Here is a 16,448-nt window from a genome sequence, read left to right as displayed (position 1 = left end):
TCTTATAGTCTTGTAAATTAAAAAAATATACTATCTTTGCGCCCGCCTGAATGACATTAAGACTAAAATGTCAGACAGGTTCTTATTAATAACCGAGGTCGAGAACCTCACTAATTAATTATTATGCCTGTAAAGATTAGATTACAAAGACACGGTAAAAAAGGAAAACCTTATTACTGGATCGTAGCCGCGGATTCTCGCGCTAAAAGAGATGGTAAATATTTAGAGAAATTAGGTATTTATAATCCAAATACAAATCCTGCAACAATCGATTTAGATGTTGATGGTGCTGTAAACTGGTTACAAAATGGTGCACAACCAACAGACACAGCAAGAGCTATTTTGTCTTACAAAGGTGCTTTATTGAAGAAGCATTTAGCTGGAGGTGTTAAAAAAGGCGCACTTACTGAAGAACAAGCTGAAGCTAAATTCAACGCTTGGTTAGAAGAAAAAGCTTCTAAAATTCAAGCAAAAGCAGATGGTTTATCTAAAGCTGATGCTGAAGCTAAAGCTAAAGCGCTAGAAGCTGAAAAAGCTGTTAATGAAGCTCGTATCGCAGCAGCTGCACCAGTAGTTGAAGAAGTTGCCGAAGAAGTAGCAGAAGAAACTACTGCTTCTAACGAAGAAGAATAAAAAATTTATTTTTATATTTTTAACCCTGACAGTTATCGTCAGGGTTTTTTTGTGAAATAGTTTGTCATGAAAAAAGAGGATTGCTTTTATTTAGGAAAGATTATAAAAAAGTACAGCTTTAAAGGCGAACTTTTGGCTAAACTAGATACAGATGAGCCCGAACTATACGATAATTTAGATGCCATTTTTATTGACTTAAGAGGAAACCTCATCCCTTTCTTCATTGAATCCTCACAATTGCACAAATCGGATTTGTTACGTATTAAGTTCGAAGACATAGACACTGAAGCTGATGCAGAAACGTTAATAACATCTGAACTGTATTTGCCATTAGAGCTACTGCCTAAATTAGATGGCAATAAATTTTATTATCATGAGGTGATTGGTTTCACCATCAAAGATTCTAGCTTTGGCGATGTTGGTGTTATAAAAGCTATTAACGACTCTACCGCTCAAGCCCTGTTTGAGGTTGATAGAAATGGCATTGAAATTCTTATCCCAATGAACGATGAATTTATTGTTAAAGTAGATCGAAAAAACAAGAGCATCGAAGTAAATACACCTGAAGGATTGATTGATTTATATCTTTGATAAATTCCAAAAACACAAATACCAAGTTCCAAAAATTTAGACCATGAATGCAAATAAAGTCTACGATTTAGAAGAAAGAACTTATTTTTTTGCCAAAAAATGTAGGCTAATAATCCAAACACTCAAAAAAACTATTCAAAACATTGAAGATAGCAGACAACTGGTAAGACCTTCTGGTTCAATAGCTGCAAATTATATTGAAGCGAATGAAAAATTAGGTGATAAAGATTTTAAATTCAGACTTAAAATCGCAAGAAAAGAAGCTAAAGAATCAATATTACGGTTAAACTTCTTAGAGATTTAAATTCAAATGATTCTGAATTTGAAGGTTTAATCGATGAAGCTGATCAGTTAAGAAAAATTCTTTCATCTATAATCAATAAATCCTAGAATTGGTATTTGGAGTTTATTTATTGAAATTTTTATGAAACCATTTAAATTCAAACAATTTACGGTAAACCAAGATCGTTGTGCCATGAAAATTGGAACAGATGGTGTTCTGCTTGGCGCTTGGATATCCGTTAATAACAACCCTTTTTCCATTCTAGATATAGGTGCTGGTACCGGAATCTTATCATTAATGCTTGCTCAAAGAAGTAATGCCCAACAAATAGAGGCCATTGAAATTGATGAAGATGCTTTTGAGCAATGCTCAGAAAATTTTGAAAACTCCCCATGGAATAATCGCTTGTTCTGTTACCATGCAGCACTCTTAGAGTTTGTTGAAGAAGTTGATGACACATTCGATTTAATTGTTTGCAATCCACCATTCTACTCTGAGAATTACAAAACAGATAATCAAGCAAGAGACCTTGCCCGTTTTAATGATGCCATGCCATTTGAACACTTAATTTTTGCTGTGGCAAATTTGCTTTCGGAAAACGGATTGTTTTCTGTTGTAATTCCTAAAAAAGAGGAAGAGCAGTTCATTGACTTAGCTTCAAAAGTAGGTTTATTCGCTAATAGAATATTACATGTAAAAGGGAATCCACATTCAGAAATTAAACGTAGTTTCATTGAATTTTCTTTTCAAGAACGTAAAATTCAAACTACCGAATTGACTATTGAAACCGAAAGACATCAATATACAGATACCTACATTAATCTTACCAAAGATTTTTATCTGAAAATGTAATCATTCGTTGGGCAATGAAAACGTTTTCGTTACTTTTGACCCATAATGGGTATTTTAATAAAAGTCTAGTTGCCCGTCAATATCTAATTACAAAATATTAAAAGCATTTTATAATGAAGCCAGATCTATTTGAAGCACCAGATTATTATAATTTAGACGAATTACTCACCGAAGAACACAAATTGGTTCGTGATGCGGCTAGAGAATGGGTGAAGCGTGATGTGTCACCGATTATTGAGGAATTCGCCCAAAAAGCAGAATTCCCCAATCAAATTATAAATGGGTTAGCCGAAATAGGTGCCTTTGGCCCTTACATTCCCGAAGAATATGGTGGAGCAGGCTTAGACCAGATTTCATATGGCCTAATTATGCAAGAAATAGAACGTGGTGATTCTGGTGTTCGCAGTACAGCATCCGTACAGTCCTCTTTGGTCATGTACCCTATTTGGAAATATGGCTCAGAAGAACAGCGTCAAAAATATTTACCCAAATTAGCTTCTGGTGAGTGGATGGGTTCATTTGGATTAACAGAGCCAGATCATGGCAGTAATCCTGGAGGCATGACCACTAATTACAAGGATATGGGCGACCATTATCTTTTAAATGGTGCTAAACTATGGATAAGCAATTCGCCTTTCTGTGATATCGCCGTGGTTTGGGCAAAAAATGAAGAAGGTAGAATCCATGGACTTATTGTTGAACGTGGCATGGAAGGCTTTTCAACACCTGAAACCCATAATAAATGGTCATTAAGAGCTTCTGCCACTGGAGAGCTAATCTTCCAGGATGTAAAAGTGCCAAAAGACAATTTATTACCAAACAAATCTGGATTGGGCGCTCCTCTCGGATGTTTAGATTCTGCAAGATACGGCATTGCATGGGGCGCGATAGGAGCTGCTATGGACTGTTATGACACGGCCTTGCGTTATGCCAAAGAACGTATTCAATTTGGCAAACCAATTGCTGCTTTTCAGTTGCAGCAAAAGAAATTGGCAGAAATGATTACTGAAATTACCAAAGCCCAGCTTTTGGCATTTCGATTAGGGCAATTAAAAAATGAAAACAGAGCCTCATCTGCACAAATTTCAATGGCAAAACGCAATAATGTTGAAATGGCTATTAATATTGCTAGAGAGGCTAGACAAATATTAGGTGGCATGGGCATTACCGGAGAATACAGCATCATGCGTCACATGATGAATCTAGAAAGTGTAATTACCTATGAAGGCACACACGATATTCATCTTTTAATTACAGGTCTCGATATTACAGGCTTAAACGCTTTTAAGTAAAGTTTACAGCTATATAAAGAAAAGAAATGCCTTTCATTAGTTTTGGAAGGCATTTTTTAATTAATTTTAAATATGTTTTCTGCCAAAAAGCAATTAGACAAAACTTACAAACAAGCTCATCGAGTTCCTTTTGATGATTCATCCAAGATCATTCTATTTAGTGATTGTCATCGCGGTGATAATAGTTTTGCTGATGACTTTGCGAACAATCGAAATATATATTTCCACGCTTTAAAACACTATTATAACGAAGGCTTTAGCTATTGCGAACTTGGAGATGGTGACGAATTATGGGAGAATTTATCGTTTGAATCTCTTCTTAATGCACATAAAAATGTCTATTTACTCATGAAACAATTTCATGAGGAAGGTCGATTACATATGATTTGGGGCAATCATGATATGGTATATCGCAACCCTAATTACGTTAAAAAATATTTGTCTACATATTTTGACCCAAAAATTGGAGAGGATGTAGAGTTGTTCTGTGATATAAAATATCACGAAGGCATTGTTTTACAACATTCTGAAACTGGTCAAGAATTATTTTTGTGTCATGGCCATCAAGCAGATTGGTGGAACTATCTGTTTTGGAAATGGAGCCGTTTCTTGGTGCGCATACTCTGGAAACCACTTAATGTTATGGGCATTGCCGACCCTACAAGCCCTGCAAAAAACTACAAGGAACTCATTAAAGTAGAACGCAGAACAAAAAAATGGATCGTTGAGAATAACAATCTCCTAACGATCGCTGGTCACACCCATAGGCCACGTTTTCCAGAACCAGGTGATATCGCCTTTTTTAACGATGGAAGTTGTGTACATCCTCGAAGCATTACAGGTCTCGAAATTGAACATGGCAAAATTTCACTTATAAAGTGGCAAATCGCTACCACTGATGATGGTACATTGAAAATTGTAAGGGTATTACTCGAAGGACCAACGCCTCTCATTGATTATAAAACGGAATAAAAGAACTTTTTAAGGATTCTTTTATTTATCGTTTTAAACCAACCTGTTTTTCAATGCCTAACTTTTTCATCCTGGCAAATAATGTCTTATCCTTCATCCCTAAAATAGTTGCTGCTCCCTTAGGACCGCTAACACGCCAATTGGTATAGTTCAATACTTTAATAATGTAGTCTCTTTGCGTGTCATCTAAAGTCTTAAACTCATCTGATGCTAGAATAACATTTTGAACTGGCATCCAAGACCCAGGCTTAAGCGTCGTACCATTTTCTACAATAACTGCACGTTCAATTAGGTTCTCTAACTCCCTAATATTACCAGGAAAATTATAATTCATTAAAAGGTCTATAGTCTTTTTTGATAGGCGCTTAAATGACTTTCCTGCTTTCGCTGAATACTTTTCCAGAAAAAACTGCGCCAATAGTGGTATATCATCTTTTCTTGCTCTTAATGGAATATTATGAATAGGAAATACATTCAATCTATAATAAAGGTCTTCTCTAAACTTTCCTTCTTTGACCATATCCTCAAGATTTCGATTTGTTGCTGCAATAATCCTTACGTCTACCTTGGTAGTTTTTACACTCCCAAGCTGATCAAATTCGCCCTCTTGAAGCACTCGTAGTAATTTGGGTTGAAGATCAATAGGAATCTCACCTATTTCGTCTAAAAAGATAGTTCCACCATCAGCTAGACTAAACTTACCGAACTTGTCTTCAATAGCTCCCGTAAAAGCTCCTTTCTTGTGACCAAACAGTTCACTTTCTATAAGGTCTTTAGGTAAAGTGGCACAGTTAACCTTAATCAAAGGTCTGTCATTTCTTAAACTGTTTTGATGCACAGCACTCGCCAATAGCTCTTTTCCCGTTCCTGATTCTCCGGTAATCAATACGGTAGAGTCAGTTACAGCGACTTGTGTGACATGTTCTAGCACCCTTCTGTAAGATTCGCTTTGGCAAATGATGTTATCGAGATTCATTTTGCTATTAATTTCCTCACGCAAATATTGATTGTCGATCTCGAGCTCATTCTTTAATTCTGAAAGCTCATCTAGTGCAACTTTTAGTTGTTGCTCATTTTCCTTTAAACGTGAAACGTCTCTGATTACAGCACAATTAATATCTTGATTATTATACACCAGATGATTAGCTATAATATCAGCTGGGAAAGCACTACCATCCTTTCTTGAAACCATCCACTCAAGGTGCACTGCTCCTTTTTCCTTTATCTCGTCAAAGTGATTAAACCACCATTCTTTGGTAATCCTAGGGTCTAAGTCATAAATCCAAAAATCATCTAACTCTGCTTTGGAAAATCCTAAAGCTTTAACTACAGACTCACTATAATGCAACAACTTTCCCTCTCTATTATAGAGATAAAATAGATCCTCAGCATTATCAATTATTTCTTTAAAAAACTGGAGTCTGTTTTTCTTTTCAACTTCTTCTGTAACATCTTGATATGTCCCAATCAACTTATAAATTTTATCTTTTTTAACTACAGGTTCTGTGACGCACCTTAAATATCGTAGTTCACCCGATTTTCTTTTAAGGGTGAGAATTTGGTCATAGTCTGCACCATTTCTCATGGCCTTACTCATTAATGCTTTTAAAAGTTCTGATTCTTCGAAACGATGAATGACTGTACCCGGTAAAAATTCTTGAGGATCATCGGTTTCGAATATTTTTAAAGACTCTTGGGTTACAATAATAGAGCCATCCTGCAAATTTAATTTCCAGCCACCTATATGATTCATGCGCTCGGCATGATTTAATAAATTCTTATAAAAACTTGATTCTGAAATATCATTGACAATAGCCGCAATAATCTTTTTTCCATTATTTGAGAAAAAATGAGCAGAAACTTCAACATCGTAGTAATTTCCTTTCTTGGTTTGGTGTACAGCTTTAAAACTATGGAGTCTTTCGTTACTCACTTTATCCCAATGGTCTTTCCAAGTTTCTGGAGTAGCGGACGGATTTATATCAAAAATGGTTAGTCTATTTAATTCACTTCTGGTATAACCCAAACGCTTTAAGAACTTAGTATTAGCATAAATTATTTTACCAGATTCGTCCATCCACATAATCTTATAAGGAAGGTTTTCAAAAAATTTTTCTCTAAATATCTCGAAAGGAATATTTACATCCATAATGTGATTTTTTCACTGTTAAAATACAATTAAAATTTCTCATATAATAGAAAATTCTATAAAAATAGAATTCTATTTTTTAAAAATACAAATACAAAATATTGATAATCAAACCATTATATTTTTGGCACGAGAATAGCCTATAATAGAGCGAACAAAATCGAGTAACATGAAACGTAAAGACTTTTTAAAAAAATCTATAGTTGGAACAATCGCCTCAACATTAGGTGCTTCAGCCTTAGTTAATGCAGATTCTAAAACTGCTAAAGCTGAATTAAAAAAAGTTGGTTACAACCATTTACCAAATAAAGATCAAAACATTATGAAAACAACAGTAGAAAATGTGAATACTATCATTCACAAAGCAGACACTAGAGGAAGTGCCAACCATGGCTGGTTACAATCTAGACACACTTTTAGCTTTGCCAATTACCATAACCCCGAGCGTATGCACTTTGGTGTACTAAGAGTGTTAAACGATGATATCGTTGCTGAAAGCCAAGGCTTTGGCACACATCCGCATCGCGATATGGAAATTATTTCAATTCCACTAGAAGGTGATCTGAAGCACGAAGACAATATGGGCAACAAGACAATCATTAAGTCAGGTGATATCCAAGTGATGAGTGCAGGTACAGGCATAATGCATTCTGAGTACAACGCCAACGCAGATGAGAAAGTAAAATTTCTTCAAATATGGATATTCCCGAACAAAAAGAGTGTTCAGCCACGTTACGATCAGATTACCCTAAACGTTGAAGATCGTAAAAACAAATTACAACAAGTATTGTCTCCAAATGAAGAAGACGAAGGCGTTTGGATTCATCAAAACGCATGGTTTCACATAACAAGCCTAGACAAAGGAAAATATGTAAACTATCAACTTAAAGATCCAAAGAACAACGGTGTATACGCTTTTATTATTAAAGGTGATGTCACCATAAATGGAGAATCATTAAATAAAAGAGACGGAATGGGTCTATCAAATATTGAAGAAATAACAATCGAGTCAGATAGTGATGCTGAAGTATTACTTATGGAAGTACCAATGACTCTATAATCTCATAGAAAGGAGAATTAAAAATGGCAAAAGTACGATTTATAGAAGCATGCCGTCACTTCAACTGTCATGCTGCTAATAGAAACCTAACGCAATACAACCATTTAAAGCGAAGAATGACTAATCGCCTAATGCGAAAGGCTTCATAATAACAGAAAAACAACTCAAACAAATATCAACCGCTCAAAAAAGGGCATAAAACAAAAAAGAGAAATGAAAACCTTAAAATTAACAATTGTAGCACTTTTAATATCAACAGTATCATTTGCACAATGGACACAGTACAACCCTAACCCGGTTAATGAACCGTCCAATGCAGCAGAGCAGGTATTAAACCCAACGAATCATACATTAATTTTAATTGACCATGAGGGTCAGATGGCATTTGCAGTAGAATCGCAACCCATTGAAGAATTGCGAAATAATACTGGTTTAATTACTGGAGCGTCTAAACTGTTCAAAGTACCAACAATTATTACCACAGTTGCAGAGAAACAATTTTCAGGACCTGTATTTCCAGAAATTAGAGAGTACTATCCAGATGAATCTACTTATATAGATAGAACTACTATGAACTCATGGGAGGATACAAATTTCATTAAAGCTGTTGAAGCTACTGGAAAGAAAAAGTTAGTTATGGCAGGACTTTGGACAGAAGTATGTATCAATTTAGCTGCTTTATCTGCTCTTGAAGATGGTTACGAAGTCTATGTAATTTCAGATGCATCAGGAGCTGTATCCCAAGAAGCTCACGACATGGCTATGACCAGAATGATCCAAGCTGGTGTTATCCCAATGACCTCTATGCAATACTTATTGGAAATATACAGAGACTGGTCGCGTTCTGACCAATATATTGAGGTCAACGAGCTTGCTAAAAGATATGGCGGCGCTTATGGTTTAGGTATCGATTACATCAAAACCATGCAAAAATGGGCTAAAGAAGACGAAAAGAAAAACTAGTTAGAGTAATGATTAGCACCCCATAGGTAGATTTTGGGGTGCTTTGTAATCCTCTTTTAATCTAAAACCAAAATATCTAAGTCCAATCCTGTAATTATTAATTCAATGGAAAATAAAACAACAAACAATATGCGTCGGAGAGACTTCATCAAAGGTACTATGGCAGTAGGCGCATCGACTTTAATTATGCCATCCGTTTTTGGAAGCGCCTTTTCTCAAATACAAGGCTCGGCTGATCTAGTTGTGCGCAATGCTAAAGTTACAACCATAGACCCTAAAGCACCCAATGCAGAAGCCTTTGCGATTAAAGATGGTAAATTTTACCGCGTTGGCTCAAATAGCGAAGTGTCCGATCTAATTGGAAGAAAGACAAAGGTTATCGATGCTAAAGGACACCGGGTTATACCTGGTCTTAACGACTCACACACACATGGTGTTCGAGAAGGTTTACATTACGGTTTAGAATTACGATGGGATTGGGTAAGTTCTGTTGAGGAAGCCTTGGCAATGTTAGCTGAAGAAGTAAAACACACACCTAAAGGTCAGTGGATACGTATAGTTGGTGGATTTTCATGGGAACAATTCAAAGAGAAACGGATGCCTACTTTAGAAGAGATTAACAAAGTTGCACCTAACCATCCTGTTTACATCTTCTATCTCTATGCCTATGGTATGCTCAACAGAAAAGCTATTGAGGTTTTAAATTATGACAATGAACCTATTGATTTATATCATAAAGGCCGCATAGAAAAAGACCGAAATGGTCGAGCTACAGGAATTATTACCGCGGCACCATCTGGTCTAATAATGTACAAAACACTAACCAAGTTGCCTAAAATGACTAGACCTCAGCAAGTTTTAGGAACTCAGCATTTTATGAATGAGATGAATGCTCTAGGATTAACTTCATTGTCTGATGCTGGTGGTGGCGGTATGCAATACCCAGATGCTTACGATGTTATTCAAGATGTAAACAAACAAGGTTTATCAACAGTTAGAGTAGGTATTCATACATTTCCACAAGTTGGAGGCCGAGAATACGACGATTACAAACGATGGATAGGTATGGTTAAACCTGGTGATGGTAATGATATGTATCGATTCATTGGTGGTGGTGAGAACATTGCATGGGCGGCATATGATTATGAAATTTTTGCTCAACAACGTCCTAATTTAGAGCCAAATGTTAGAGAAGTTGCCTTACCAATTTACAAGTTATTAGCCGAAAATAATTGGCCATGGAGACAGCACGTCACCTATAATGAATCTGCTCAGATTTTATTGGATATGTACGAAGAAGTGGCTGCAGCAGGTGATGGGAAACTTCCTAAAGGCACCTTCATTGACCATGGTGAAACTTTTAACGAAAGAACTCTAGAACGTATTGCCAAACTCGATTTAGGCATTGCAATCCAAAACAGAATTGCTTATCAAGCAGAAGACTTTGTAAAGAATTATGGAGCTGCTGCATTGGCACAAACACCACCAATCAAAAAGATGCTAAAAATGGGAATTCCAGTTGGTGGAGGAACCGATGCAACTCGAGTAAGTTCTTACAATCCTTGGTATTCTATCCACTGGTTGGCTACTGGACAATCTAGAGGTGGACGTCAAATGTATGGTGATGACAACATCTTAACAAGAGAGGAAGCTATTGGCTTATGGACAAAAGGCTCGGCATGGTTTACGGGCGATGATGGTAAAAAGGGACAGATAAAAGAAGGGCAATTAGCAGACTTCACCATTTTAAATCAAGATGTAATGGAAGTTCCAGATGCTTTAATTCCTAGAACACACTCTAAGCTAACCGGTCTTGGCGGAAAAATTGTTCATGCTTATGATGATTTCCAAAAATTTGCTCCACCTGCATTACCAGATGTTGCTCCCGATTGGTCACCACTCTACCGTACAGGTGACTTTAGAAAATTATATTTAGGATAAAATAAATAATCAAAAAACAGTAAAAATGGAAACAATAACAAAAACAACATGGAATGTCGACAATGCACATTCAGAAATAGGCTTTAAAGTAAAGCACATGATGATTTCTACAGTAAGTGGGCACTTCGAAGATTTCACTGCATCCGTTGAAACGGAAACAGAAGATTTTAACAATGCTCAGTTTAGCTTCTCTGCTAAAGTGAACTCTATAAACACAAAAAACAACGATAGAGACAACCATTTAAGATCTGAAGATTTCTTCAATGTCAGTGCTTTTCCTGAAATGACTTTTACCTCTAAGTCATTTGATGGTTCAAAAATCATTGGAAATTTAACCATTAAAGATGTTACCAAAGAAGTAACACTGAATACAGATTTTAATGGCTTAGCTGTTGATCCTTATGGGCAGACAAAAGCGGGATTTGAAATCTCGGGTAGCATCAGCAGAAAAGAATTTGGCTTAACATGGAATGCTGTTACAGAAGCTGGCAGCGTTGTTGTAGGCGATACCATTAAGCTTGTTATAGAACTTCAGTTTATTAAAAAATAAACCTGAAGTTTCAACTGATTTAGAAGCGATGTTGGTTTTCATCGCTTCTTTACACATTAAAACACCTTTTTTTAGAGATGGGAAAAACAATCCAAAAACTATTTTCTGACCAATCTGCATTTTTATCGAAAGACATTACACTCCTTTTGTTTAGAGTATTAGTATCACTATCCATGATCAATACACATGGCATGAAAAAACTTTTGGATTTCGAAGGCACAGTTGCGCATATTCCAGATCCAATAGGGGTTGGTGGTGAGGTAAGTGCTATAATAGCGATTATTGCCAATATCATTGCACCGATTTTCGTGATTTTAGGATTGGCTACACGATTGGCCATACTGCCCATATTAAGTGTCACCTTAATGGGATTCTTTATAGTCCATGGCAATGACCCTTGGCCAGTAAGAGATATTCCGCTAATGTATTCGCTAGCTTACTTAGCTCTATTTTTTCTTGGTACTGGGAAGTACTCATTAGACCGCAGATTTTTTAAAATTGATAAATCATGAAATCACAATTAATATTTATCCTCTTGGCTATTATTGCAGGTGCTGTTTTACCACTTCAAGCAGGACTTAATGTGCAATTGGGAAAATCTGTACACCAACCTATTTTTGCTGCTTTTGCATCATTTTTAATAGGAACAATCGGATTGCTGATTTATCTCTTTGTGCTTAAATTTGATTTCTCTACTATAACTGAAACAAAAACGGTTACACCTGTAGTTTGGACAGCCGGAATTTTAGGAGCTTTTTATGTAGCTGCAGTGATTATTTTAGCTCCAAAGTTAGGCACTGCACTGACCTTTTCTTTAATTGTAGCTGGTCAAATGATAATTTCATTAATCTTTGATCATTATGGTCTTTTAGGACTTCCGGTAAAACAAATTAACTGGCAACGTCTTCTAGGAGTCGCTTTTCTAATCACGGGTGTTTTATTGATTCGGAGGTTTTAAGATGCGTAGATTCATCAAACTTATGATTTATGTGTTTTCGGTATTCTGTTTTTCTCAGGAATCAGATATTTTGGATTTTAGTTTATTGCGTCAGAATGACAATATCAAAATGGATAGTCCAGATTCATTCTATAAAAAACTGAAACAGATTCAACTTTCTGAAACCACGATATTAAGCTTTGGAGGTAGTTATCGTTTTCAAACTGAAGCATTCATCAACGAACAGTTCGATACTAGTATGGATCAAACCGATTACTGGTTTTTAAATCGATTTCAACTCCATTCACATCTAAAAGTGGCTAATAAATTTGAGTTCTTTGCAGAACTAAACTCAAGCTTAATCACCAGTAAAACTAATTTAGTTCCTGTAGATAGGGATGAATTAAGCTTTAATCAACTGTTTGCTAAATATAGATTTAACCAAAACTGGAATCTCCTAGTAGGGAGGCAAAACGTGCGCCTAGGGAGCGGAAGACTTGTTGATGTTCGCGAAGGACCAAATGTACGTTTATCCTTTGATATGGCGCAACTGCAATATACAGATGAAAATACTACTGTTACAGCCTTTCATGCCATTCCTGTTCAGCAACAAGAAGGTATTTTTGATAATGATGCTTTAGAAGATAACGAAACCTTAAGTGCTTTATACTGGACACAAAATTGGACCGCTAAAACAAATACAGATATCTATTTACTCTATAAAACCGAAGACAACAAAACCTGGAACTTAGGCACTGCAGACGATAAGCGTGCTTCCTTTGGTGTTAGGCATTTTGGTAAATGGAAGGGCCTAAATTACAATAACGAGTTTGTATATCAGTTTGGGACTTTTGGTGATGCTAACATCAACGCTTGGACCATATCTTTCAATATTGAAAAACCTCTATCCTTTGGGACAATTGGTCTCAAAACCGAAGCTATTAGTGGAGATAATAATAGCACATCATCCTTAAACACCTTCGATGGCTTATATCCTCGTGGTGCCTATTTTGGGCGTGTGGCTCGATTTGGACCTTCTAACCTCATCGACTTTCATCCTTATTTCGACACAAAGCTTGGGGCAATTATTCTAGAAATAGATTATGTAGCCTTTTGGAGATTTTCAACAGATGATGGTGTTTATGGCCCACCCCTTATTTTAGACTATCCTTCGGTTAACAATGAACGATTTATAGGCAATCAAATTGGTGTTATTGCCAGTTATGAATTTAACCGTCACTTAAACTTCGAATTAGAATCGAATGTTATATTTCCAGGCGCATTCTTAGAAGAAAGTGGTTTAGGTGATACACTTTATCATTTTGTATTTACAACAGAACTTAAACTTTAAAAAACATTAGAAATGAAACCAGAATATATCGACATCCCTTTAGTAAAAAACGATGAGAAAAAGCGCTTTGAAATTAATATAGATGGACATTATGCATTTATCAATTTTGGCGAATATGGAAATCAAATTGCTTTAGTCCATACCGAAACCGAACCTGAATTGGCAGGAAAAGGTGCCGCGGCTGCAGTGGTTGAAAAAACACTTCAATACATAAAAGACAATAATAAAAGCCTGATGCCATATTGCCCATATGTTTTTGCCTACATAAAAAGGCATCCCGAGTGGAAGGAATTGGTAAGCAAAAGATTTCGTGGTTACGATAAATTATAATAAAAAATAAAGAACTACTAATATTATTGCAATATATTTAAGAAAAACAAAATATTTTCGTCAGTTTGAGTGAATTTTACTCGAAGTGACATGCTGAAATTTAAAATTTATTGATGCTATTTAGAAAAATCACCAACCCATGCAACATCACATTCTCATAAACATCTGTGCCATTTTTGGTGTCGCCACAGCCGTCATCATTATATGCAAGCTTTTAAAAATTAGATACATCATAGGGTATTTAATTACAGGTGTTTTATTAAGCCCCAATACATCAAGTTATTTTGCTGACATGAAAGAAGTTGAGGTCTATGCAGAAATTGGCATCATACTTCTGCTCTTCACTGTTGGCTTAGAGTTTTCATTTACCAACTTAAAGAAAATAAAAAATTATGTATTGGGTGGTGGAGCAGCTCAGGTATTCTTTACTATATTTATTACCGCTGGACTTATTTGGTTACTAATGCGTCCATCCATTCAAGAAAGCATTTTTTGGGGCTTTTTATATGCTCTAAGTAGTACGGCAATTGTTGTAAAAGTACTTCAGGACACCAATAAAATTACAACACCTCATGGAAAATTTATTCTAGCGGTATTGCTTTTTCAAGATATAATGATTGTACCGCTTATGCTCTTTACCCCAATACTTGCAGGTGCTGGGGAAGATCCTATCACTGCCCTTGGTTGGTTGTTTGGCAAACTGATTTTAATGGGTATTATAGCTTATGCATTGGCACGCTATGTTATTCCTTATTTTTTAAAAACCGTTATGAAAGTGCAAAGTCAAGAAGTGTTTTTAATTGCCACGGTTTTTTTAGTAACAGGTATTGCGCTTCTTACGGAAAAGCTAGGTTTATCCCTAGCCCTAGGTGCTTTCATAGCTGGTTTAATCATCGCCGAAACCGATTATAATCACATGGCGATTTCGTGCTTTTTACCTTTTAGATATGTATTTATGAGTTTCTTTTTCATTTCTATGGGTATGCTATTGAATTACGAAATTTTTATGACTGATTTTGGCTGGATTGTATTCTGGTTTTTCTTTGCATTGCTGGTAAAAGCCATTGCGGGAATTCTTGCGGTAAAGGTGATGAAATTAGAATGGAAAACAGCTCTTGCTGTTGGTTTTTCTATTGCACAAATTGGTGAATTTTCTTTTGTATTGGCGCAAAGTGGGCTTAAGTACGAATTGATTTCCGCTAACAACTACCAGATATTCTTAGCAGTTTCAATCTTACTAATGTCAGTCACGCCTTTTATTGTAAGTAATGCAGAGAAAATACATCCTAAACTTATGAAATTATGGAAAAGAAAATAGAATTATACGGAACAGGTTGGTGTACAAAGTCGGCGGTAATTCGTAATTTTTTACAATCCGAATGGATAGAATTTGATGACTTTAATGTTGAGGAAGATAGCGATGCTGAAGAAAAAGTACGAAATCTTTATGACGGAAAACTCAAATTTCCGACATTGATTTATGGTGATCAACATTTAAAGAATCCGACAATTGCTGAATTAAAGGCTTTTTTGAAATCAAATAACATAGAGTAAAATTAAGATTGATAAAAGACAATTCTAATATGGGTATCAACCCAGCCCAAATTGAAGAGTTTCGGAAAAAACAATATGAAATGAATAAATTGTAAGCAATTTTCGTCAGTTTGAGTGAATTTCATGATTGAAATGAATGAAATTTGTATCGAAAACAAGAAAACTACAAACAAAAACACTTCTCGATACAAAATTCTTGTAGAATTTTACTCAAAGTGACGTCTTTGGTCTTGAACATTTCAAGTTAATCTAAAACTTATTAATAAACCCCTATTCAAGATTCTGGGGCTAACTCTACTTCTAGACCTTCCATATCAGGTGTCATTGGGATTTGACAACCTAAACGCGAATTATCCTTGACATAAAACGCTTCAGAAAGCATGGCTTCTTCATCATCTTGCATTTCTGGAAGTTCATTATCACTTAGTACGTAGCATTGACAGGAGGCACACATTGCCATACCACCGCACACACCAATAGTCCCCTCTGGTGCGAGCTCGAAAGAACGCACTACTTCCATAAGGTTCATGGCCATATCAGTGGGTGCTTCAACGTTGTGTGATATGCCTTCGCGGTCGATAATAGTTATGTTTATATCCGAATTATTCATACACAGTAATCAGGAAATAGTAATTAGTTTTAATAGATTTAATAAGTCCATGTAACATTTTTGAAATCTCATTGGTTCTTTCAATCAGGCCACTTACGTCACCCTTATCTATGAATCCTAATTTTGTTGATAAACATAACATTGACCTAACTTCGCTATTGGAAGATAAAGCAATGTACAAGAACCTAGAAAAGTCAGCATTTGAATTTCTGTCGAATCCTTCAACAATGTTGTTGGAAATTGAAATAGTAGCTCTTCGTATTTGATCTCTAAATGAAAAATCCTTGTTGTCTTTGAAAATGTCATAAATTGAAACAGCTAAGTCTTGAGACTTTTGCCATACCAATAAATCTTCAAATTTCTGAACTGCCATATACTAA

General features: G+C 35.8%; 19 protein-coding genes. 16 read left to right on the top strand and 3 right to left on the bottom strand.

Annotation, left to right across the window (positions count from 1 at the left end; genetic code table 11):
* Positions 1 to 123: 123 nt before the first annotated feature.
* The 6 genes from Q0972_RS12935 (at position 124) to Q0972_RS12910 (ending at position 4,623) form a co-directional block, all read left to right on the top strand.
* Positions 124 to 633 (top strand): 30S ribosomal protein S16, encoded by a 510-nt coding sequence (locus tag Q0972_RS12935; RefSeq protein ID WP_299366186.1) that lies wholly within the window; start codon positions 124 to 126, stop codon positions 631 to 633.
* A 66-nt stretch (positions 634 to 699) separates the two neighbouring features.
* Entirely contained in the window at positions 700 to 1,224 is a 525-nt protein-coding gene (gene rimM / locus Q0972_RS12930; RefSeq protein WP_299366185.1) for a ribosome maturation factor RimM, read from the top strand.
* Positions 1,225 to 1,267: 43 nt separating this feature from the next.
* Positions 1,268 to 1,528, top strand: coding sequence for a four helix bundle protein (locus Q0972_RS12925; protein WP_299366183.1), 261 nt, complete (start codon positions 1,268 to 1,270; stop codon positions 1,526 to 1,528).
* A gap of 120 nt (positions 1,529 to 1,648) precedes the next feature.
* Positions 1,649 to 2,359 carry a methyltransferase gene (locus tag Q0972_RS12920; protein WP_299366182.1) on the top strand — a complete coding sequence of 237 codons (711 nt, stop codon included), beginning with the start codon at positions 1,649 to 1,651 and terminating at the stop codon, positions 2,357 to 2,359.
* A 113-nt stretch (positions 2,360 to 2,472) separates the two neighbouring features.
* Entirely contained in the window at positions 2,473 to 3,651 is a 1,179-nt protein-coding gene (locus Q0972_RS12915) for an acyl-CoA dehydrogenase family protein (protein WP_299366180.1), read from the top strand.
* Between the two features lie 72 nt (positions 3,652 to 3,723).
* Positions 3,724 to 4,623, top strand: a complete 900-nt coding sequence (locus tag Q0972_RS12910) for a metallophosphoesterase (protein WP_299366178.1) — start codon at positions 3,724 to 3,726, stop codon at positions 4,621 to 4,623.
* A gap of 25 nt (positions 4,624 to 4,648) precedes the next feature.
* Here Q0972_RS12910 and Q0972_RS12905 read toward each other — a convergent pair whose 3' ends face one another.
* Complete coding sequence (locus Q0972_RS12905; protein ID WP_299366176.1) at positions 4,649 to 6,772, bottom strand: sigma 54-interacting transcriptional regulator; 2,124 nt, start codon at positions 6,770 to 6,772, stop codon at positions 4,649 to 4,651.
* A gap of 322 nt (positions 6,773 to 7,094) precedes the next feature.
* Here Q0972_RS12905 and Q0972_RS12900 point away from each other — a divergent pair, with 322 nt between their 5' ends.
* The 10 genes from Q0972_RS12900 (at position 7,095) to Q0972_RS12855 (ending at position 15,458) form a co-directional block, all read left to right on the top strand.
* Entirely contained in the window at positions 7,095 to 7,832 is a 738-nt protein-coding gene (locus Q0972_RS12900) for a pirin family protein (RefSeq protein ID WP_299366572.1), read from the top strand.
* A gap of 213 nt (positions 7,833 to 8,045) precedes the next feature.
* Positions 8,046 to 8,795: a hydrolase gene (locus tag Q0972_RS12895; protein WP_299366174.1), complete on the top strand. Its 750-nt coding sequence runs from the start codon at positions 8,046 to 8,048 to the stop codon at positions 8,793 to 8,795.
* Between the two features lie 105 nt (positions 8,796 to 8,900).
* The gene (locus tag Q0972_RS12890) at positions 8,901 to 10,736 is read left to right on the top strand and encodes an amidohydrolase (protein ID WP_299366172.1); all 1,836 of its coding nucleotides are present in this window, start codon (positions 8,901 to 8,903) and stop codon (positions 10,734 to 10,736) included.
* A gap of 25 nt (positions 10,737 to 10,761) precedes the next feature.
* Positions 10,762 to 11,286: a YceI family protein gene (locus Q0972_RS12885; protein ID WP_299366170.1), complete on the top strand. Its 525-nt coding sequence runs from the start codon at positions 10,762 to 10,764 to the stop codon at positions 11,284 to 11,286.
* A 77-nt stretch (positions 11,287 to 11,363) separates the two neighbouring features.
* Entirely contained in the window at positions 11,364 to 11,798 is a 435-nt protein-coding gene (locus Q0972_RS12880) for a DoxX family protein (protein WP_299366168.1), read from the top strand.
* Positions 11,795 to 12,244 carry a DMT family transporter gene (locus Q0972_RS12875; protein ID WP_299366166.1) on the top strand — a complete coding sequence of 150 codons (450 nt, stop codon included), beginning with the start codon at positions 11,795 to 11,797 and terminating at the stop codon, positions 12,242 to 12,244. The genes Q0972_RS12880 and Q0972_RS12875 overlap by 4 nt, the downstream gene beginning before the upstream one ends.
* Position 12,245: 1 nt before the next feature.
* Positions 12,246 to 13,574 (top strand): porin, encoded by a 1,329-nt coding sequence (locus tag Q0972_RS12870; RefSeq protein WP_299366164.1) that lies wholly within the window; start codon positions 12,246 to 12,248, stop codon positions 13,572 to 13,574.
* A 12-nt stretch (positions 13,575 to 13,586) separates the two neighbouring features.
* Positions 13,587 to 13,904, top strand: a complete 318-nt coding sequence (locus Q0972_RS12865) for a GNAT family N-acetyltransferase (protein WP_299366162.1) — start codon at positions 13,587 to 13,589, stop codon at positions 13,902 to 13,904.
* A gap of 139 nt (positions 13,905 to 14,043) precedes the next feature.
* Positions 14,044 to 15,222 carry a cation:proton antiporter gene (locus Q0972_RS12860; protein WP_299366160.1) on the top strand — a complete coding sequence of 393 codons (1,179 nt, stop codon included), beginning with the start codon at positions 14,044 to 14,046 and terminating at the stop codon, positions 15,220 to 15,222.
* Positions 15,207 to 15,458: a glutaredoxin family protein gene (locus Q0972_RS12855; RefSeq protein WP_299366158.1), complete on the top strand. Its 252-nt coding sequence runs from the start codon at positions 15,207 to 15,209 to the stop codon at positions 15,456 to 15,458. Before Q0972_RS12860 ends, Q0972_RS12855 begins: the two co-directional genes overlap by 16 nt.
* Positions 15,459 to 15,732: 274 nt before the next feature.
* Here Q0972_RS12855 and Q0972_RS12850 read toward each other — a convergent pair whose 3' ends face one another.
* Positions 15,733 to 16,068, bottom strand: a complete 336-nt coding sequence (locus Q0972_RS12850) for a 2Fe-2S iron-sulfur cluster-binding protein (protein WP_299366156.1) — start codon at positions 16,066 to 16,068, stop codon at positions 15,733 to 15,735.
* Positions 16,061 to 16,441 carry a four helix bundle protein gene (locus tag Q0972_RS12845; protein WP_299366154.1) on the bottom strand — a complete coding sequence of 127 codons (381 nt, stop codon included), beginning with the start codon at positions 16,439 to 16,441 and terminating at the stop codon, positions 16,061 to 16,063. The genes Q0972_RS12850 and Q0972_RS12845 overlap by 8 nt, the downstream gene beginning before the upstream one ends.
* Between the last annotated feature and the right edge of the window lie 7 nt (positions 16,442 to 16,448).

Source organism: Winogradskyella sp. (genome assembly GCF_028282165.1).
In the GTDB taxonomy this organism is placed as follows: Bacteria; Bacteroidota; Bacteroidia; order Flavobacteriales; family Flavobacteriaceae; genus Winogradskyella.
The sequence above is the reverse complement of the archived record's forward strand: the minus strand, read 5'-3'. Positions and strand labels throughout refer to the sequence as shown.